This window comes from Deinococcus depolymerans, from assembly GCF_039522025.1.
Taxonomy (GTDB): Bacteria; Deinococcota; Deinococci; order Deinococcales; family Deinococcaceae; genus Deinococcus; species Deinococcus depolymerans.
Window position 1 is genome coordinate 58133 of sequence record NZ_BAAADB010000031.1, and the last position, 18377, is coordinate 76509.

The window sequence follows — 18377 nt, forward strand, 5'->3', positions numbered from 1 at the left end:
TTCCGTTTGTTTCGCCAACCATCCGGAAGTTCACCGGATTGCCGGCTCCACGTCCGGAACCCGCCCAGCTCCCACTCGCTTCGCTCGGATTGAACGGGCTTTGCAACCCATTCAATCGGAGTCCGTATCAGTCCTCGAGGTCCGCGAGGTTCATGGCGCGCAGTTCCGGGGCCAGGGTGGCCGTGACGGCCACGACGATCAGCGTGACCACGCCGCCCACCCAGACGCTGCGGCCCGTGCCGAGCAGGCGGGCGGCGACGCCGCTCTCGAACGCGCCGAGTTCGTTACTGGCCCCGATGAACATGCCGCTGACGGCGTTCACGCGGCCGCGCATGTGATCCGGGGTTTTCAGTTGCAGGGTGGCGCTGCGGATGACCATGCTGATCCCGTCGAACAGCCCGGCAGCGACCAGCGCCGCCACGCTGAGCGCGAAGTTCTGCGACAGGCCGAACACCAGCATGCACACGCCGAAGCCCGCCACGGCCAGCAGCAGGGTGCGCCCGGCACCCACGCCGGGCGGGCGGCGCGTGGCGTACAGCATGACGGCCAGGGCGCCCACGCTGGGCGCGGCGACCAGCACGCCCAGCCCGGTCGGCCCGACCCGCAGGATGTCGCTGGCGAACACCGGCAGCAGCGCGACCGCGCCGCCGAACAGCACGCTGAACAGGTCCAGGGCCATGCTGCCCACCAGCACCTGCCGTCCCAGCACGAAGGCCAGTCCGGCCCTGACGCTGTCCAGGAACGGTTCGCCGGGCGTGAAGGCCGGGCGGGGCTTGGGTTTCACGTACGCCACGCACGCCAGCGAGACGCCCAGCAGCGCGGCCGCGAAGGCGTACGCCCCGGCCGGCCCGACCGAGGCGTACAGCACGCCGCCCAGCGCCGGGCCGATGATCGCGGCGGCCTGCCACGCACTGGACCGCCACGCGCTGGCCCGCAGCAGCAGTTCACGCGGCACGACCTGCGCCTGGAAGGCCGGGAGGGCCGGGTCGGAAAAGCCGCGCGCCACCCCCAGCGTGAAGATCAGGGTCAGCAGCGGCCAGATGCCGTGCTGCGCGGCGTGCGGGGCGTACAGCGTGAACAGGACGGCGCACAGGACCTCGGCGCCGATGGTGGCGAGCAGGATGCGGCGGCGGTCGTTGCGGTCGGCGACCACGCCGCCCAGCAGCGCGAGGCTCAGGGCGGGAATCGCCTCGACCAGTCCCAGGATGCCCAGCGTCAGGGGGTCTTTCGTCAGCTGGTACAGCTGGTACGCGACGGTCAGGGCGACGGCGCGGCCTGCCAGGGTGCTGGTCACGGCGGCGAGCAGCATGGCGCGGAATTCCGGCAGGTGCAGCACGTTGGTGGGCGGGGTGGGGGCGGGCGAGGACTTCACGGCCCGCAGTGTAGGCCCGCCCCGGAACGCGGCCGACCGGCCTTCCGGGGGTGTCCGGCCCAGCGGAACAACAGTAGTGCCCACCACAACAGAGCGGCACCCGGCGCCCGAAGGTTCCAGGTGCCGGAATGCGCCGGGGCCTACGCGCCCTTGATGACCTCGCCGTACCTGTGCAGCACGAGGTAGATGATCCAGCCGGTCACGGCCACGTACAGCCACACCGGCACCGTCCAGCGCACCCAGGCGCGGTGCCTGTTGAAGTACCCGCGCGCCGCCGGAGCGTCGATGTTGCCCAGGTTCCCGGCGGCCCGCAGGCCCTTGACGGCGTTCCACAGGGCACCCACGGCCAGCGGCAGGTTCGCGGCGGCCAGGATGATGTGGCTGATCAGCAGCGCGAAGTACGCCGCGCGCCACTCGCCTGGGCCCGCGTACTTCTTCTCGTAGCCCAGGCCCAGGCGGGTCAGGTACAGCACCAGGAAGATGGTCGCCAGGGACGTGGCGACGATCATGGCGCGCATGTGCGCTTCACGCATGCCGCGCCGGATGAGGTACACGCCCACGCACAGGGCCAGGCCGCTCAGGACGATCGTGATGACCGCCCACTGGTTGATCGTTTCCGCCATATCGGCCCCAGTGTACGGGGGTGGGTGCAGGGCAGGTGTCCGTGCCCGCGCCGGCGGGGGGACAATCGGCCGCCAGGGGGTGCGGGTAGAATGCGAGGCGCTGACCGCCGCCCCGCCAGGGTGCCCTGGCGGCGAGGAAGGTGAAACATGAGTGGAACGCTGACAGTTCCCCGCGCGGCTGCGGGCGCTTGGCTCCCCCGGCTGGCCTGGGCGGCGCTGATCTACAACGTGCTGGTGATCCTGTGGGGCGCGGTCGTGCGCATCACGGGGGCCGGGGCCGGGTGCGGGGACCACTGGCCGCTGTGTAACGGCGTGGTCGTCCCGCAGAGTCCGACGCTGCACACGGTCATCGAGTTCAGTCACCGCCTGACCAGTGGCGCCAGCGGCCTGCTGGCGATCGCGCTGGTCCTGCTGGCGTTCCGGTCCACCGGGCGCGGCCACCCGGCGCGCCTCGGGGCCGCGCTGAGCCTGGGCCTGATCATCCTGGAGGGCCTGGTGGGCGGCGTGCAGGTGCTGCTGGGCCTGACCGCCCAGAGCACCGACCCGGCGCGCGGCTTCGTGCAGGGCGTTCACCTGGCGAACACGTTCCTGCTGCTGGGCGCGCTGCTGCTCACGGCGCTGTGGGCGTCCGGCGCGCCGGGCCTGCGGCTGCGGCGGCAGGGACTGGTGGGCGCCTGGAGTTACGTGGGCCTGGGCCTGCTGCTGGTGCTGGGCATGGCGGGCGCGGTCACGGCGCTGGGCGACCTGCTGTTCCTCCCGGCGGACGGCAGCACGCCCATCGAGACGGTCAAGCGGGACTTCGCGGTGACAGCCAGCGTGATCGAGAACCTGCGGGTCGTGCACCCCATGCTGGCCGTGCTGACCAGCGCGTTCCTGGTGTGGCTGGGCGTGTTCCTGCGCCGCGAGCGGCCGGGCGCCGAGACGAACCGCTGGAGCGCGGCCGTGTGGGCGCTGCTGGGCGCGCAGATGGTGGCGGGCTTCGCGAACGTCGCCCTGAAAGCGCCGGGCTGGATGCAGCTGACACACCTGCTGCTGGCGTGCGCGCTGTGGCTGGCGACAGTTATGCTGGTGTACCGCGCCCTGAGTGCGCTGCGGGTGCAGCCCCGCGCGGCGGACCGGGGCGCCCCGCTGCCGGGACAGGACCGATCAAGGGAAGTGAACGTATGACGACCGAAACCATCCCGGCGAACGCCGGAGCCCCACGGGCCCGCGCCACGTGGCGTGATTACCTCGCGCTGACCAAACCGAAGGTCATCAGCCTGCTGCTGTGGACGACCGTGACGGCCATGTTCATGGCCGAGCGCGGCTGGCCGGGCCTGTGGCTGCTGCTGGTCGTGAGTGTCGCGGGGTACGCCTCGGCCGGGTCGGCGGGCGTGTTCAACATGATCATCGACCGGGACATCGACCTGAAGATGGCCCGCACCGCCCAGCGGCCCACCAGCAGCGGCCTGATCAGCACGCGCAGCGCCGCGCTCTTCGGCGCCACGCTGCAGGTCGCGTCGTTCGTGATGCTGTGGGTGTGGGCCACGCCGCTGGCCGCCTGGATGAGCCTGGCGGGCTTCGTGACGTACGTGGTGGTGTACACGCAACTGCTCAAGCGCAACACCTGGCACAACATCGTGCTGGGCGGCGCGGCCGGCTGCTTCCCGCCGCTGGTGGGCTGGGCGGCCGTGACGGGCGACCTGAACCTGTTCGCGTGGTTCCTGTTCGCGATCATCTTCTTCTGGACGCCCGTGCATTTCTGGGCGCTGGCCCTGATGATCAAGGACGAGTACCGCGAGGTCGGGATTCCCATGCTGCCCGTCGTGCACGGCGACAAACTGACGGTCGCGCAGATCGGCCTGTACGCCATCTACACGGTGGTGCTGTCGGTGATGCCGGTGTTCTTCCGCGAGGTCGGGGCGATCTACTTCGTGGCGGCGGCCGGGCTGGGCGGGTGGCTGCTGGTGCTGTCGTGGCGGCTGTACCGGCACGTGATGGCCGGGAACAAGGTCGAGCGGCGCGTGGCGGTGCCGCTGTACCTGTACTCGATGCTGTACCTGGCGCTGCTGTTCGTGGCGGGCGCCGCCGACCGGATGGTGTTCGCGCACCTGCTCTAACCGCACTGGTGTGTCACTGCACTGATGTGTCACCACACGGGTACGCCCTGCGGGCCCCGCCGGGAGAACGGCGGGGCCCGCCTCCCACGGACTGCCGTCTGTTCCGCCCTCCACCCGCCCACACGCCGGGTTGCCAACGCCACGCCCGACCGTCCGCTGGGCTGCCACGCTGCGGATCCGCTCTCCGGGTCCGTATCATCTCTTCATCATGGGGGGTGCCGGATTGGTCGCCGGGTCCCTCATGCACGGAGCGCGGCGGCTGGGCATGATGACAGGGTTCGGAAGTCCGGGCCGCGCGGCCGCCTGGAAGGTGATCAGGACACTTGCCCGCCGCTCATGGTGTCTCATGGCGGGTATGCCTGACCGGTCGGTAGAATTCTGGGGGTGTCGCCCTCCCGGGCCCGGCGCCCGGGGGCAGGCCGCGTGAGGCGCACAACCCGGCGTGACGCTTTAGACTGCAAGCAGAGGAAAGGAGTGAAGTTGAACACCACCAAACACCGCCACAGCGGCACACGGAGGCGACCCATCACGCGGCCCATCGCGGCGGCGCTGGGCGCCACACTGCTCACCGGCTGTCAGCAGGCCAACCAGTCCCTGTTCATCGGGGACATGTCGTCTGCCTACAACCGCGAAATCTGGTGGATGAGCGTCTGGGCGATTGTCCTGTCGATCATCATCTTCGTCGGCGTGTCCTACGCGCTGTTCTACACCGTGCAGAAGTTCCGCGAGGACAAGCACGACGCGCCCCCCGCGCAGTTCCACGGGAACAACCGCCTGGAGGTCATCCTGGTGGCCGTCCCGGTCGTGATCGTGTTCGGCCTGAGCATCCTGACGGTCCGTTCCATGGCGATCCTGAACCCCACGCCGGAACAGGCCACCAAGATCGACGTGCTGGGCAAGCAGTTCTGGTGGAACTTCGCGTACCCCGAAACGACCAGTGACGCGGGCGGCGTGGTCAGCAACGGCAACGAGCTGATCATCCCCACCAAGCAGCCGGTCGCGCTGACCGTCACCAGCGGTGACGTCATCCACGGCTTCTGGGCACCGAACATCGGCGGTCAGCGCGCCGCGATGCCCAGCGTGAAGAAGACCTGGCAGGTCGACACCGAGCGGACCGGCGCCTACCAGGGCAACTGCTCGCAGCTGTGCGGGGCCAGCCACGCCAACATGCGCTACAAGGTCGTCGCACTCGACCAGGCCCGCTACGACGCGACCCTGGCCGCCATGAAGGCCTACCGCGCCCCCGAACCCGCCCCCGGCAGCGCCGAGGCGCGCGGCTACGCGCTGTTCATGCAGGGCAAGCCCAGCACCCAGGCCGCAGCCTGCGCCGCCTGCCACCGCGTGCAGGGCACCCCCGCCGCCGGCGTGCAGGGCCCCGACCTGAGCTTCTTCGGTACGCGCCGCACCCTGGGTGCCGGCATGTGGGAAGCCATGACCGCCGCGCAGTGGGCGGAACCCAAGGCCGCCGCTGAACTGCACGCCTGGATCAAGCACAGCCCCCGCGTCAAGCCGGGCAGCCTGATGCCCACCTACGACGGCAGCGAGTACCTCAGCAAGGGCCAGAAGGTCAAGGGCGGCACCCTGACCGACGCCGAGATCGACGACATCGCCGCGTACCTGCGCAGCCTGAAACTGCCCGAGGAAGCGGACTACTGGCGCGGCACGCCGGTCATCGGCGCGAACGCCAGCGGAGGCACCCAGTGACCGTTCAGCACGCACCCCTTCAGGAGTCCAGCGCCCGCCCCGGCGTGTGGGCCGTCCTGAAGGACTACATGATGACCACCGATCACAAGAAGATCGGGACGCTCTACATCCTGACCAGCATCATCGGCTTCGCCATCGCGGGCCTGCTGGCCGTGGGCATCCGCCTGCAGCTGGCCGTGCCGGACAACACCTTCCTGGTGGGCAACACCTACAACCAGGTGCTGACCCTGCACGCCGCGCTGATGATCTTCTTCTTCCTGATTCCGATCGGTCTGTTCGGCTTCGGGAACTGGTTCCTGCCGCTGCAGCTCGGCATCCGTGACGTGGCGCTGCCGCGCATCAACACGTTCGCGGTGTGGCTGTTCATCTTCAGTCTGATCCTGGTCATCACGGGCCTCGCCAACGGCGGTGCGCCCGGCGTCGGCTGGACCTTCTACTACCCCCTGAGCGTCGACGCCAACCAGACCGGCGTGGCCGTGCTGATGGTGGCGCTGACCCTGAACGGCATCGCGTCGCTGCTGGGCAGCGCGAACTTCGCGGCGACCATCGTGAACATGCGCGCCCCCGGCATGAGCCTGTGGAAGATGCCGATCTTCGTGTGGAGCATCTTCGCGACCTCCATCCTGCAGCTGATCTCGCTGGGCGGCCTGACCGCCGCCGCGCTCGTCACGTACCTGGAACTGAAGCTGGGCCTGAGCATGTTCAACCCCGGCATCGGCGGCGTGCCCGTCATGTTCCAGCAGTTCTTCTGGTTCTACTCTCACCCGGCCGTGTACGTGATGCTGCTGCCGTACCTGGGCATCGGCGCGGAGATCGCCAGCACCATGGCCCGCAAGCCGCTGTTCGGATACCGCGTGATGGTGTACTCGATCCTGGCGATCGTGCTGGTCAGCCTGCTGGTGTGGGTGCACCACATGTTCGCCGTGGGCCTGCCCGACGCCTGGCAGATCGCGTTCATGATCGCCACGCTGATCGTGGCCGTCCCGACCGGCGTGAAGATCTTCAACCTGATCGGCACCCTGTGGGGCGGGCGGATCGTCATGAAGAGCCCCACGTACTGGCTGGTGGGTTTCATCTTCAACTTCCTGATCGGCGGGATCACCGGCGTCAGCCTGGGCATGATTCCCTTCGATTACCAGGTCACCATGTCGTACTACGTCGTGGCGCACTTCCATAACGTGATGATGTTCGGCACGGCGTTCCTGGCGATGGGCGGCCTGTACTACTGGTGGCCGAAGATGACCGGCCGTTTCATGAGCGAGAAGCTGGGCCTGTGGCACTTCTGGCTGTTCATGGTCGGCTCCTGGATGACCTTCCTGCCGCAGTACATCCTGGGTCTGCTGGGCATGCCGCGCCGCTACTACACGTACCCGGCCGGGAACTTCGCCTGGAGTGAACTGAACCTGATCAGCACGCTCGGCGCGCTCACGCTGCTGGCCGGCGGGATCGTGTGGGTGCTGAACATGCTGCGCTCCTTCCAGAAACCCGCCACGGCCTCCGCCAATCCCTGGGGCGGCTTCACGCTGGAGTGGACGGCAGCCAGCCCGCCCGCCGCGTACAACTTCGCGCACGAGTTCCCCACCAACTTCCCCACCGAGCGTCCCCTGTACGACTGGGAGCAGAGCGGTGAGACCCTGACGCCCGTGGACCCCAAGAGCATTCACCTGCCCGTGGACAGCTGGGGGCCCTTCCTGACGGCCGCGGCGCTGCTGCTGATGGGCTACGGCCTGAGTTTCGGCTGGTTCACCAACTACACGCCGACCGGCGGCCTGAAGCCCTTCTTCGACGCGGCGCCCGGTCACGTGTTCGCGTCCATCGTGCTGTACCTGAGCATCCCGCTGTTCCTGATGGCGATGTTCAAGTGGGCCGGTACGCGCGAGTACGACGTGCCCGTCGCGCACCACCACCTGACCAAGTACGACAACGGCTTCATGGGCATGAGCTGGTTCATCATCAGCGAAGTCGGCCTGTTCGGCGTGCTGATCGCCGGGTACGTGTACCTGCGCGTCATCGGGGCGGCCGAGCCGCCCGCGCTGCGCCCGAACATCTGGCTGGCCGCGCTGAACACCCTGATCCTGGTCACGAGTTCCTTCGTGATTCACCGCGCCGAGCAGGACAACCACCACGGCAAGTACACCCGCTTCCGCCTGGGTCTGTTCATCACGCTGCTGCTGGGCGCACTGTTCATGCTGTTCCAGGTGTACGAGTTCACGCTGTTCGGCGTGGAAAGCGACTGGAAGCAGAACCTGTGGCAGGCGTGCTTCTTCACCATCGTCGGCCTGCACGGTCTGCACATCCTGATCGGCGGGACGGGCGTCGCCCTGCCGTACTACCAGGCCATGACCGGCAAGATGGACAAGTACAACCACGGCTCCATCACCCCCGCCAGCCTGTACTGGCACCTGGTGGACGTCGTGTGGCTGCTGATCGTCGCGATCTTCTACGCCTGGTAAACAGAACCGCAGGCATGAAGGGGACGCTCTGAACGGGCGTCCCCTTCGCGTTGCCCCGCGCCCCCTGCGCTGTGGGACACGTCACCCCGCGCCTCTCCCCTACCCTGCGGGGTATGACGGTGTTCTCGAAGGTGCTGACGGCAGTTCTCCTGGTGGTCGCGGCGGTGCTGGCGGGGCTGCTGCTGTTCCGGCAGGGGCAGCCGCCGGCACTGGGTGGCGAGGCGCTGGACACGCCGCTGGCCCTGCCGGCCCTGGCGCTGGTGGACGACCGGGAGCGCCCGACGACCCTGGCCGCGTCGGACGGGCGGCTGAGGCTGGTGTTCTACGGGTTCGTGCGCTGCCCGGACGTGTGCCCGGCGACCCTGGCCAGCCTGAAGAACACCTTCGCGGCGCTGTCGCCGGAGCAGCGTTCACGGGTGCAGGTGCAGTTCATCACGGTGGACCCGGCCCACGACACGCCGCCGGTGGTGCGGGCGTACCTGGACCGCTTCGATCCGGCCTTCACCGGCCTGACCGGCAGGGCCGCCACGATCGACGAGGCCGCGCGGGTGATGTTCGTGGCGAACGTGGCCCCGCTGCCGGCCGAGGATCACAGCGGGCACATGGGCGGCCATCCGGCAGGGGCGGGCAGCGGCGCGGCGAACGCCGAGGCGGTCGGTGCCGGCGCGGCCGCCGCGGCGCGGATGCACGGGGATCAGTTGAGTGTCGTGGACGGCCGGGGGCGGTTCGTGCGGGTGTACGGGAACGCGGCGGTGGTGGACGGCACGCTGGACCGTGACCTGCCGCGCCTGATCCGCGAGTACGCGAACTGATACCGACTCCGATTGAATGGGCTGCGAAGCCCGCTGGGTCCGAGCGGATGCGACTCGGAGAGCTGCTCCGCAGAGAAGGAGAGAAACGCCCCTCCGGACGTGGAGCTGGCAATCCGGTGGAGTTCCGATCTGTCAACGCCACGTCCATCAGTCCGTTCTGCTTTCACTCGCTCTGCGGCACAGCTGTGCGAGTCCGCTCGGATGGAACGGTTCTCGCAAACCGTTCAACCGGCGTCCGTATCACCGCAGGCCTCGGGGGTCCCGGTGACCGGCGGGGGCCGGGGTGGAGCGGGCGGTCCACCACCCGGGCCGACGCGCGCTACTGCGCGGGCGGGGCCGGCGGCCCGATCACGCTGAACACCGCGCCGTGCGGGTCGGTCAGGACGGCGGTGGTGCCGTGGGGCGATCCGAAGGGGGGCGCGCTGCACTGCCCGCCGTGCAGCGGGGCCAGCGCCGCCGCCTGGTGGGCGTCGTTCACGGCGAAGGAGGGCATCCAGTGCGGGGGCGGGTCGGTGGGCCAGTGGGCGGGGTCCATCTGCAGGATGCCGCCGACGCCCTGCCCGTCCCGTTCGAGCGTCAGGTAGGGCGTGTCGCCCGGGACGGGGGTGGCCTGAGCGCCGAACAGCGCGCCGTAGAAGGTGGCGGCCTGGTCGGCGTTGCGGGTGTTCACTTCCTGCCAGGCGGGGCTGCCGTGTTCGCCGTGCAGGGTGTAGCCGCCGAAGGTCAGGGGCTGCCACAGGCCGAAGGGGGCGCCGGCGGGGTCGGTGGCGACGAGCATGTGTCCGAGGGGGCCGACCTGCATGGGGCCGGCGAGGGTCCGGCCGCCGAGGTGGTGCAGGCGGGCGAGGTCCCGGGTGAGGTCGTCGCTGGCGTAGTAGACGGTCCAGGCGGCGGGCAGGTGCCCGGTGCCGGGGGTGGCGGGGCCGAGACCGGCGACGGGCTGGCCGCGCTGGTGGACCATGTGGTAGTGGCCGTAGTCGGGGCCCATGTCCTGGTAGGTCCAGCCGAACAGGGCGTGGTAGAAGGCCTGCGCCTGCGCGGGGTGGGGGGTGCTGAGGTCGAACCAGATGGGTGTGCCGGCGGGGTGCTGGGGAACACTGGGCATGGGGACCTCCGGGGTGAGTGCATGGTTACACTTTCAGCATAATCCCACAATTAGATTCTGTCAAATTGTGCGGCAGGTATTCCGTTCACAGCGAAGTCGCGCTATGCTGCGGACCATGACCGAACCGCTCGACGCCGCCCTGCGTCCCAAGACCCTGACCGAGTACGTGGGTCAGGAGAAACTCAAGGACAAACTCGGCGTGTACCTGCAGGCCGCGCGGGGCCGCAAGGAAGCGCTGGACCACACCCTGCTGTTCGGGCCGCCCGGACTGGGCAAGACCACCCTGGCGCACATCATCGCGCACGAACTGGGCGTGAACATCCGCGTGACCTCGGGGCCCGCCATCGAGAAACCCGGCGACCTGGCCGCCATCCTCACCAACAGCCTGGAGGAAGGCGACGTGCTGTTCATCGACGAGATCCACCGCCTGGGCCGCGTCGCGGAAGAACACCTCTATCCCGCCATGGAGGACTTCAAGCTGGACATCGTGCTGGGCCAGGGACCGGCGGCGCGCACCATCGAGCTGCCGCTGCCGCGCTTCACGCTGGTCGGCGCGACCACCCGCCCGGGCCTGATCAGCGCGCCCATGCGCAGCCGCTTCGGGATCATCGAGCACCTGGAGTACTACACCCCCGAGGAGATCGCCACCAACCTGATCCGCGACGCGCGCCTGCTGGGCTTCGGCCTGACCGAGGAGGCCGCGCTGGAGGTCGGCGCCCGCTCGCGCGGCACCATGCGCATCGCCAAGCGCCTGCTGCGGCGCGTGCGCGACTACGCCGACGTGGCCGGCGAGGCGACCATCGAACTGGGCCGCTCGCAGGACGCCCTGGACCGCCTGGGCCTGGACAGCGCCGGCCTGGACGACCGCGACAAGAAGTACCTCGAGACCCTGATCCACCGCTTCGCGGGCGGCCCGGTCGGCGTGGACACCCTGGCGACCGCCATCAGCGAGGACGCCCTGACCCTGGAGGACGTGTACGAACCGTACCTGATCCAGCTGGGCTTCATCAAACGCACGCCGCGCGGCCGGGTCGCCACCGCACACGCCTACGACCACCTGGGCCTGCCGGTCAGCGGCGGCGACGACCTGGGGTTCTACACGAACTGATACGGATTCCCTCGGCACACCTGAAACGTGCGAAGCGAGAGCCCGTCAACACCAGCGGTTGGACCGTGCGGCGGGACGCCCGTCCGGGGCGGTCCTCACCTGCCTGCACTACCCTGCAGGGATGCTGGACGTTTTCTGGGGACTGGGAGGGGTGGCCGTACTGATCGGCCTGGGCCTCCTGCTGAGTGTGAACCGCCGCGCCGTGAACTGGCGCACCGTGGGGCTGGCGCTGCTGCTGCAGCTGGCCTTCGGCCTGATCGTGCTGCGCTGGCCGCTGGGCCGCCGCGCCCTGGATGGCGTGTCGGCGGCGGTGCAGGGCGTGGTGGGAAACGCGCAGCAGGGCATCAACTTCGTGTTCGGAAACCTCACGAACGGCACGCTGGACGGCGCGGGGTTCATCTTCGCGTTCGGGGTGCTGCCGATCATCGTGTTCTTCAGCGCCCTGATCGCCGTGCTGTACCACCTGGGCGTCATGCAGGCGGTCGTGCGCTTTCTGGGCGGCGGCCTGAGCCGACTGCTGCAGACCAGCCGCGGCGAGAGCCTGTCGGCCACCGCGAACATCTTCGTGGGGCAGACCGAGGCCCCGCTCGTCGTGCGGCCCTTCATCGACCGCATGACCCGCTCGGAACTGTTCGCGGTGATGGTGGGCGGGCTGGCCAGCGTGGCGGGCAGCGTGCTGGTGGGGTACTCGCTGCTGGGCGTGCGGCTGGACTACCTGATCGCCGCGTCGTTCATGGCCGCGCCGGCCGGGCTGCTGATGGCGAAACTGATCTTCCCGGAAACCGAAGCCACCCAGGACTACAGGGGCGACATCCCCGAGGACCCGGAGGGCCGCCCCGTGAACGTGATCGACGCGGCGGCGCGCGGGGCGAGCAGCGGCCTGGGCCTCGCGCTGAACGTCGGGGCGATGCTGATCGCGTTCATCGGCCTGATCGCGCTGCTGAACGGCCTGATCGGACTGATCGGCGGGCTGGTGGGTGCGCCGGACCTCAGCATCCAGCTGCTGCTGGGTTACCTGTTCGCGCCGCTGGCGTTCCTGATCGGCGTGCCGTGGGAGGCCGCGACCACCGCCGGGAGTTTCATCGGGCAGAAGCTCGTCACGAACGAGTTCGTGGCCTTCGTGGAGTTCGCCAGGACCCTCAAGGCCGGCGGCGTGAGCCCCAAGGTGGAGGCCATCGTGACCTTCGCGCTGTGCGGGTTCGCGAACCTGTCGAGCCTCGCGATCCTGCTGGGCGGCCTGGGCAGCCTGGCCCCCAGCCGCCGGCCGGACATCGCGCAGCTGGGCCTGCGCGCCGTGGCCGCCGGGACGCTCGCGAACCTGCTGAGCGGCACCCTGGCCGGCATGCTGCTCGCCTGACCGGCCACTACACTTGAGGCATGACTGAGTTGCAGGTACAGGTGTTCGGCACGCGCAAGAGCAAGGAAACGCGCGCCGCCGAACGCTTCTTCAAGGAACGCAAGATCAGGATCCATTTCGTGGACCTGAAGGAGCGGCCCATCGCCAAGGGGGAGCTCGGCCGGTTCGTGCAGAAGTTCGGCCTGAACGCCCTGCTGGACCTGAGCGGCAAGGCGTACGAGCGCAGCAACCTCGCGTACCTGCGCACCACCGAGGACGGCGTGATCGCGAAAATCATCGACGACCCGGACCTGCTGCGCCTGCCGCTGGTGCGCGCCGGGAAGCACCTGACGGTCGGCGAGGACATCGAGGGCTGGAAGGCCATGCTGGCCGGATCGTGACCCACCCCGACCCGGTGGGCGAGCGGCTGGCGGCCCTGCCCGGCTGGCGCGGCGACACCCTGCGCCGCGTCCGCGCCCTGATCCGGGCAGCGCTGCCCGGCGTGCAGGAGACCGTGAAGTGGGCCAAGGCGGGCTCGCCCGGCGTACCGGTCTGGGAGCACGCGGGGATCATCTGCACGGGCGAGAGTTACGCGCGGGCCGTGAAACTCACGTTCCCGCGCGGGGCAGCGCTGCCCGACCCGGCCGGGCTGTTCAACGCCAGTCTGGACGGGAAGGTGCGCCGCGCCATCGACCTGCACGAGGGCGACACGCTGGACGGGGCCGCTTTCGGTGACCTGATCCGCGCCGCTGCCGCCGCGAACGAGCAGGCGCAGGCAGCGCGCAAACGCCGTTAGCCGTTCGGCGCGGCAGCCGGGCCGTAGGTGAGCAGCAGGACGCCGGCGCCCAGTGAGCGGGTATCCAGCAGGGTCAGCGGCAGGTTTTCCAGCGTGTCGAAGATGCGCCTGCCGCGCCCCACGACGACCGGGAACACCATCAGGCGCAGTTCATCCACCAGCCCGTGCCTCAGCAGGGTCTGCGCGAGGGTGCCGCTGCCGTACACGAGCAGCGGGCCGCCGGGCTGCGCCTTGAGTGCCTGCACGTCGGCCAGCACGTCCGGCCCCAGCGCGGTGGCATTCCACGCGAGCGGGCCGGGGTGCGAGGTCGCCACGTACTTCGGCAGGGCGTTCATGCGCTCGGCGAACGCGCCCGTCGCGGTCGGCCAGTACGCCGCGAAGCCCTCGTAGGTCGTGCGGCCCAGCAGGAGCGCGCCGCTGGCGAACAGTTCGTCGCGTTTGAACGGCCCGTCGTCCGGGTCGTACGGGGCGCGCCACGGCGAGTGTTCCTCGTACACGCCGTCCAGGGACACGAATTCGGTGACGATCAGTGGGCGCATGTGCGGCCTCCTTTGCGCTCTAGGCGGGTTCGATGCGGATGCGGGTGTTGTGGAAGGTGCTGCCGCCCCCCAGGTCGGTCAGGGTCTGCGCGGTGAGTTCGTTGATGCTGCGGCCGTCCGGGGCGCTCAGGCCCCACCACGTGCCCTCCAGGATGGCCGCGCCGGGCTGCGCGGCGTCCGTGACCTTCACGCGGCGCTGCACGCTGCCGATCTCGCTGGTCAGCGTGGCGAGCGCCCCGTCGGTCACGCCGGACGCCTGCGCGTCACGTGGGTGCAGCAGCAGGTGCGGTTCACCCCCCTCGGCGCGGTTCAGGTTCGCCAGGTTGCCGTACGTGCTGTTCAGGAAGTGATGCGCGGGCGGCGTGAGCAGCCGCACCGGGTACTCGGCGTTCAGGCCCGCCAGGGGTTCGCGGTGGGCGGGCGCGGGACTGAGCTGCACCCGCCCGCTGGGCGTCTCCGCGCCGTGCGCGTACGGCAGGAACCCGTCGGGGAGGTTCAGGCGGACGCTGCCCTCGGCCTTCAACCTCTCCGGCGTGATGCCCGCCACGAGGGGATGGTCGCTGGTCAGCAGTTCCTCCAGCAGGTCGTCCACCGTCCAGTACACGCTGGGTTCGGTGACACCCAGGCGGCGCGCGAGCTGCCCAAACACCCAGGAGTTCGGTTTCGCCTCGCCGGGGGCGTCCAGCGTGGCGGGGTTGTACCCCAGGTAATGATGCCCGTAGCTGGTGTACACGTCGGCGTGCTCGGCGAAGGTCGTGGCGGGCAGCAGGTAGTCGGCCAGCCGCGCCGTCTCGGTCATGGCCTGTTCCAGCACGACGACCAGCAGGTCGTCGCGTTGCAGGCCCGCGCGGACCCGCCCGGCGTCCGGGGCGACCACGGCGGGGTTGCAGTTGTAGATGAACGTCGCGCCGAAGCCCCGTTCCGGGCGCAGGGCAGCGGCGTACTCGTTCATGTTCACGTGCGCCGCGTCCGGGCGGATCAGGTGCGCGGCCCCCAGCCGGGCGCGGTTCAGCCGGAACGCGCCGCTGGTGCTCAGGGTGCAGCCTCCGCCCCGGTGTCTCCAGTCGCCCGTCAGGGCGGGAATCAGGGTCACGGCCCGCAGGTTCGTGCCGCCGTGCTCGTGACGGGTCATGCCGTACCCCACCCGGAAGTACGTGGGGCGCGTCGTGCCGACCGCGCGGGCGAAGGCGCGGATCACGTCCGCGTCCAGCCCGGTCACCTGCGCGGTGCGTTCGGGCGTCCACTCGCGGGCCGCCTCACGCAGTTCCCCGATGCCGGTGGTCGCCTCGGCGATGTACGCCCCGTCGGTCCAGCCGTGCGCGAACAGTTCGTGCATCACGCCCAGGGCCAGCGCGGCGTCCGTGCCGGGAATGATCTTCAGGTGCTCGTCCGCGAAGGCCGCCGTGCGGTTGCGGTACGGGTCCACGCACACGATCCGCGCCCCGGCCTTGCGGGCCGCCGTCAGGTGCGGCGTTAGGTGACTGTTCGTGCTCAGGGAATTGATGCCCCACAGCACGATCAGCCGCGCGTGCGCCACGTCCGCCGGGTCCACCCCGAAGCGGGTGCCGTAGCCCAGGCTCCAGGCCTCGGTGCCCGCCGTGGCGCAGATCGTCTCGTCCAGTTCCGGGGCGCCCAGCGCGCGGAACAGCGCGTGGACGTGCGTGCCCTCCATCAGGCCCATCGTGCCGGCGTAGTTGTAGCGCAGGATGCTGCCCGGCCCGCGCGTATCCAGCAGGGTACGCAGCCGGGCGGCGATGTCGTCCAGCGCCGAATCCCAGGTCACGCGCTCCCAGACCGGCTCGGGTTCGGTCTTGGCATTCACGCGCTTCAGGGGGTACAGCGGCCGGTCCGGGTGGTTCGCACGGGCCGGGTAATGCACGGTCTTGGCGCACGCGAAGCCCCGCGTGACCGGGTGCGCGGCGTCGCCCGTCACCTTCAGCATCCGCTCTGGCCCGCCCGGCGCGTCGCGGCCCACCGTCACCTTCAGGCGGCAGGCGTCCGGGCAGTCCAGCGGGCAGGTGAGCAGCACATCACGCGAAAGGGAGTCGGGCGCGGTCATACCGCGAGAATACGCGCCCCACCCCCGCACGGGGAGGGCCGGTTCAGACGGGCGCGGCCCGAGGGTGGCGGCCGTCACGGGAACGCCCGCCACTCCCCTTCCGAGATGACTTCAGTCAAGCCGTCCACGATCCGCAGGGCACTCTGATCGTCCAGGGCGTAGGCGGGCCCGCCGATCTGCGCGGCCCACGCCTCGGCGTTCGCCATGCGGTTGTCGGGGAAATCCGGGTAGTTCAGGTGCGGGAAGATCGAGACGTCCACGAGGCCCAGCCCCCGGTCGTCGCCGTCCGCCCCGGCCCACGAGACGAACTGCGGGCCGATGCGGGGCGTCAGGGCCATGCTGCCCGCACTGACGCCCACCCAGACGGTGTCCCTCAGCTCGGGGAGCAGGTCGGCCAGTCCGGTCTGCCGCAGCCAGTGGGTCAGGAAGGCCGCGTCGCCGCCGTCCACGAGCAGCACGTCGGCGGCGCGCACCCACGCCTCCCAGCGGTCGCGGGGCCGGTGCGGCAGGGCCAGGAGTTCCAGCAGGCCCACGCTGGCCCAGCCCAGGTCCACCATCGGGGCGGGGCTGCGCCCGGCCACGAAGTTCCACGCGCTGCCGGGCGTGCACCAGGGGTGGCCGTGCTGCGCGGTGGGAATGCACAGCGCGCGGCACTCGGCGGTGGGTCTGCCGAGCATCTCGACGAGCGCGGCGTGGATGCTGGCGTTCGTGACGCCACCGGAGGTCAGCAGCAGGTTCATGCACCCACCGCTGCGGTGCGGGTGACGTCGTACACGCTGAGGACGTTCCCGGACCCGGTGAAGGTCGCCGAGCGGAGCAGGCGGAACTGCACCGGGGGGCGGGCCGTGAACAGCGGTGTGCCGCCGGGCCCGGCCAGCAGCGTGCCCGCGCGCTCCAGCAGCGAGAGCGTATGGTGGCCGAACCTGTCGTCGGCGTGGTCGTCGGGGTGCTGGTACTCGAACAGCGGCGCGAGGGTCCGGCCAGCGTCCTCGTAGCGGCCGTCCAGCGTGACGAAATGACAGACGATCAGTGGGCGCATGCGGGGGCACCTCGAGAGTCAGGGGCGGGCGGTGATCTGCTGCACGGTCCAGCCGTTCCCGTCCGGGTCCTGGAAGGAGAGGAAGCCCACGAAGTTCAGGTCGTCGTCGGGCGTGGCGGGCCGCGGGGCCGGGCCGTCCATGACCCGGATGTCACCTGCGGGAACACCACGGGCGAGCAGTTCGGCGTGCGCGGCGCGCAGGTCGTTCACGACGAGCTGCATGCCCCGGAGGGTGCCGGGCGGCATGGGCCGCAGCGCCGAGCCGATCACCACGCTGCACCCCGACCCGCGCGGCGTGAACTGGATGATGCGCTGACCGCCGCGCACGGTGTCGTGGTCGACGTGAAAGCCCAGCCCGTCGGCGTAGAAGGTGCGGGCGCGGTCCAGGTCCGTGACGGGCACCACGATGACTTCCAGCGTCCAGTTCATGCGGGGAGGTTCACCTGCCAGGACACGCCGTGCGGATCGTTCAGCCACGCGAAGCGGGTGCTGAAGCCGGCGTCGCCGGGGGGCATCAGGTACTCGCCGCCTGCCCCGAGGGCGGCGCACACCCGGTCGAATTCCTCGCGGGAGTCGCAGTCGAGGAACAGCGACGTGGACGGCGTGAACGTGAACGCGTGCGGGAGGGGCGAGTCGGTGACGCGCACGCGCTGCCCGCTCAGGTCCAGCCCGGCCAGCTGCACGCAACCTTCGGGGGTGTCCTGGCGGTGCAGGAGGTGCGCCCCGGGCAGGGTGAGGGACAGGTCCAGGGCGCGGGCAGGCGGCCCCTGGAACATCAGGAAGGGCGTGACGGCGCGCATCAGTCCTGGCCGTTCGTCTGGGATTGCGGGAGGACGTTCATCATCCAGTGGTGCCCGTAGCGGTCGGTGAGCTGCCCGAACGTGCCGCCCCAGAACGAGGGGCTCAGGGGGTGGGTGACCGCGCCGCCCTGCGCGAGGGCATCGAAGACCTGCCGGGCGTGTTCCGGGTCGTGACTGGTCAGCGCCAGGGTCACGCTGTGGGTGCGGCCCACGTCCTCCTGCATGTCCGAGGCGTTCAGGGTCAGGGGGCCGCTGCTGAGGCTGCCGTGCAGGATGTGGTTCTGCATGTGCGCCGGGATCTGCGCGGCGACCGGGGAGTCCGCGACGGTCATCAGTTCGAGGGTGCCGCCCAGGCAGGACTGGTAGAACTCCAGGGCCTCGCGGGCCTGGCCACCAAAGCCGAGGTAGGGGTGCAGGTGCATGGGTGACCTCCCGGCGGGAGGGTTCCCGCCTGAATGTGGCGAATCTGACGATGTGCGCTTAGCTTAAAACAGAACAGCCCACCACTGCAAGTCCCGACAGCGGAACGGGA

At 70.1% G+C, this 18377-nt stretch carries 19 protein-coding genes; 9 read left to right on the plus strand and 10 right to left on the minus strand.

Annotation, left to right across the window (positions count from 1 at the left end; translation table 11 throughout):
* Nucleotides 1-127 precede the first annotated feature (127 nt).
* On the minus strand, nt 128-1372 hold the full coding sequence (locus ABDZ66_RS16335) for an MFS transporter (RefSeq protein ID WP_343761185.1): 1245 nt from the start codon (nt 1370-1372) through the stop codon (nt 128-130).
* A 140-nt stretch (nt 1373-1512) separates the two neighbouring features.
* Nucleotides 1513-1995: a DUF420 domain-containing protein gene (locus ABDZ66_RS16340; protein WP_343761187.1), complete on the minus strand. Its 483-nt coding sequence runs from the start codon at nt 1993-1995 to the stop codon at nt 1513-1515.
* Between the two features lie 147 nt (nt 1996-2142).
* Here ABDZ66_RS16340 and ABDZ66_RS16345 point away from each other — a divergent pair, with 147 nt between their 5' ends.
* The 5 genes from ABDZ66_RS16345 to ABDZ66_RS16365 all read left to right on the plus strand — a co-directional run bounded on the left by ABDZ66_RS16345 (nt 2143) and on the right by ABDZ66_RS16365 (nt 9063).
* Nucleotides 2143-3162, plus strand: coding sequence for a COX15/CtaA family protein (locus ABDZ66_RS16345; protein WP_343761191.1), 1020 nt, complete (start codon nt 2143-2145; stop codon nt 3160-3162).
* Entirely contained in the window at nt 3159-4094 is a 936-nt protein-coding gene (locus ABDZ66_RS16350; protein WP_343761194.1) for a heme o synthase, read from the plus strand. Before ABDZ66_RS16345 ends, ABDZ66_RS16350 begins: the two co-directional genes overlap by 4 nt.
* Before the next feature lie 474 nt (nt 4095-4568).
* Nucleotides 4569-5798 (plus strand): cytochrome c oxidase subunit II, encoded by a 1230-nt coding sequence (gene coxB, locus ABDZ66_RS16355; RefSeq protein WP_343761196.1) that lies wholly within the window; start codon nt 4569-4571, stop codon nt 5796-5798.
* A complete protein-coding gene (locus ABDZ66_RS16360; RefSeq protein ID WP_343761198.1) occupies nt 5795-8251 on the plus strand; it encodes a cbb3-type cytochrome c oxidase subunit I in 2457 nt (818 codons plus the stop codon). The genes coxB and ABDZ66_RS16360 overlap by 4 nt, the downstream gene beginning before the upstream one ends.
* A 113-nt stretch (nt 8252-8364) precedes the next feature.
* Nucleotides 8365-9063 (plus strand): SCO family protein, encoded by a 699-nt coding sequence (locus ABDZ66_RS16365; RefSeq protein ID WP_343761200.1) that lies wholly within the window; start codon nt 8365-8367, stop codon nt 9061-9063.
* Nucleotides 9064-9382: 319 nt separating this feature from the next.
* Here the strand turns inward: ABDZ66_RS16365 and ABDZ66_RS16370 are convergent, their stop codons facing one another.
* A complete protein-coding gene (locus tag ABDZ66_RS16370) occupies nt 9383-10168 on the minus strand; it encodes a VOC family protein (protein WP_343761202.1) in 786 nt (261 codons plus the stop codon).
* A 115-nt stretch (nt 10169-10283) separates the two neighbouring features.
* On the opposite strand from ABDZ66_RS16370, the gene ruvB reads away from it, so the two are divergent.
* The 4 genes from ruvB (at nt 10284) to ABDZ66_RS16390 (ending at nt 13408) form a co-directional block, all read left to right on the plus strand.
* Nucleotides 10284-11276: a Holliday junction branch migration DNA helicase RuvB gene (gene ruvB / locus ABDZ66_RS16375; protein WP_343761204.1), complete on the plus strand. Its 993-nt coding sequence runs from the start codon at nt 10284-10286 to the stop codon at nt 11274-11276.
* A gap of 121 nt (nt 11277-11397) precedes the next feature.
* Nucleotides 11398-12633, plus strand: coding sequence for a NupC/NupG family nucleoside CNT transporter (locus ABDZ66_RS16380; RefSeq protein ID WP_343761206.1), 1236 nt, complete (start codon nt 11398-11400; stop codon nt 12631-12633).
* A 20-nt stretch (nt 12634-12653) separates the two neighbouring features.
* The gene (locus ABDZ66_RS16385) at nt 12654-13013 is read left to right on the plus strand and encodes an ArsC/Spx/MgsR family protein (RefSeq protein ID WP_343761208.1); all 360 of its coding nucleotides are present in this window, start codon (nt 12654-12656) and stop codon (nt 13011-13013) included.
* The gene (locus tag ABDZ66_RS16390; RefSeq protein WP_343761210.1) at nt 13010-13408 is read left to right on the plus strand and encodes a DUF1801 domain-containing protein; all 399 of its coding nucleotides are present in this window, start codon (nt 13010-13012) and stop codon (nt 13406-13408) included. Before ABDZ66_RS16385 ends, ABDZ66_RS16390 begins: the two co-directional genes overlap by 4 nt.
* Here the strand turns inward: ABDZ66_RS16390 and ABDZ66_RS16395 are convergent.
* From ABDZ66_RS16395 to ABDZ66_RS16425, 7 genes are all read right to left on the minus strand, one after another.
* Nucleotides 13405-13947: a dihydrofolate reductase family protein gene (locus ABDZ66_RS16395; protein WP_343761212.1), complete on the minus strand. Its 543-nt coding sequence runs from the start codon at nt 13945-13947 to the stop codon at nt 13405-13407. The genes ABDZ66_RS16390 and ABDZ66_RS16395 overlap by 4 nt on opposite strands.
* 19 nt (nt 13948-13966) lie before the next feature.
* Nucleotides 13967-16006, minus strand: coding sequence for a molybdopterin oxidoreductase family protein (locus ABDZ66_RS16400; RefSeq protein ID WP_343761215.1), 2040 nt, complete (start codon nt 16004-16006; stop codon nt 13967-13969).
* 74 nt (nt 16007-16080) lie between these two features.
* A complete protein-coding gene (locus tag ABDZ66_RS16405; protein ID WP_343761217.1) occupies nt 16081-16746 on the minus strand; it encodes a Type 1 glutamine amidotransferase-like domain-containing protein in 666 nt (221 codons plus the stop codon).
* Nucleotides 16743-17045 carry a hypothetical protein gene (locus ABDZ66_RS16410; protein WP_343761220.1) on the minus strand — a complete coding sequence of 101 codons (303 nt, stop codon included), beginning with the start codon at nt 17043-17045 and terminating at the stop codon, nt 16743-16745. The genes ABDZ66_RS16405 and ABDZ66_RS16410 overlap by 4 nt, the downstream gene beginning before the upstream one ends.
* Before the next feature lie 18 nt (nt 17046-17063).
* Complete coding sequence (locus ABDZ66_RS16415; protein WP_343761223.1) at nt 17064-17474, minus strand: VOC family protein; 411 nt, start codon at nt 17472-17474, stop codon at nt 17064-17066.
* A complete protein-coding gene (locus ABDZ66_RS16420; protein ID WP_343761225.1) occupies nt 17471-17845 on the minus strand; it encodes a VOC family protein in 375 nt (124 codons plus the stop codon). Before ABDZ66_RS16420 ends, ABDZ66_RS16415 begins: the two co-directional genes overlap by 4 nt.
* Nucleotides 17845-18267 (minus strand): VOC family protein, encoded by a 423-nt coding sequence (locus ABDZ66_RS16425; protein WP_343761229.1) that lies wholly within the window; start codon nt 18265-18267, stop codon nt 17845-17847. The genes ABDZ66_RS16420 and ABDZ66_RS16425 overlap by 1 nt, the downstream gene beginning before the upstream one ends.
* Between the last annotated feature and the right edge of the window lie 110 nt (nt 18268-18377).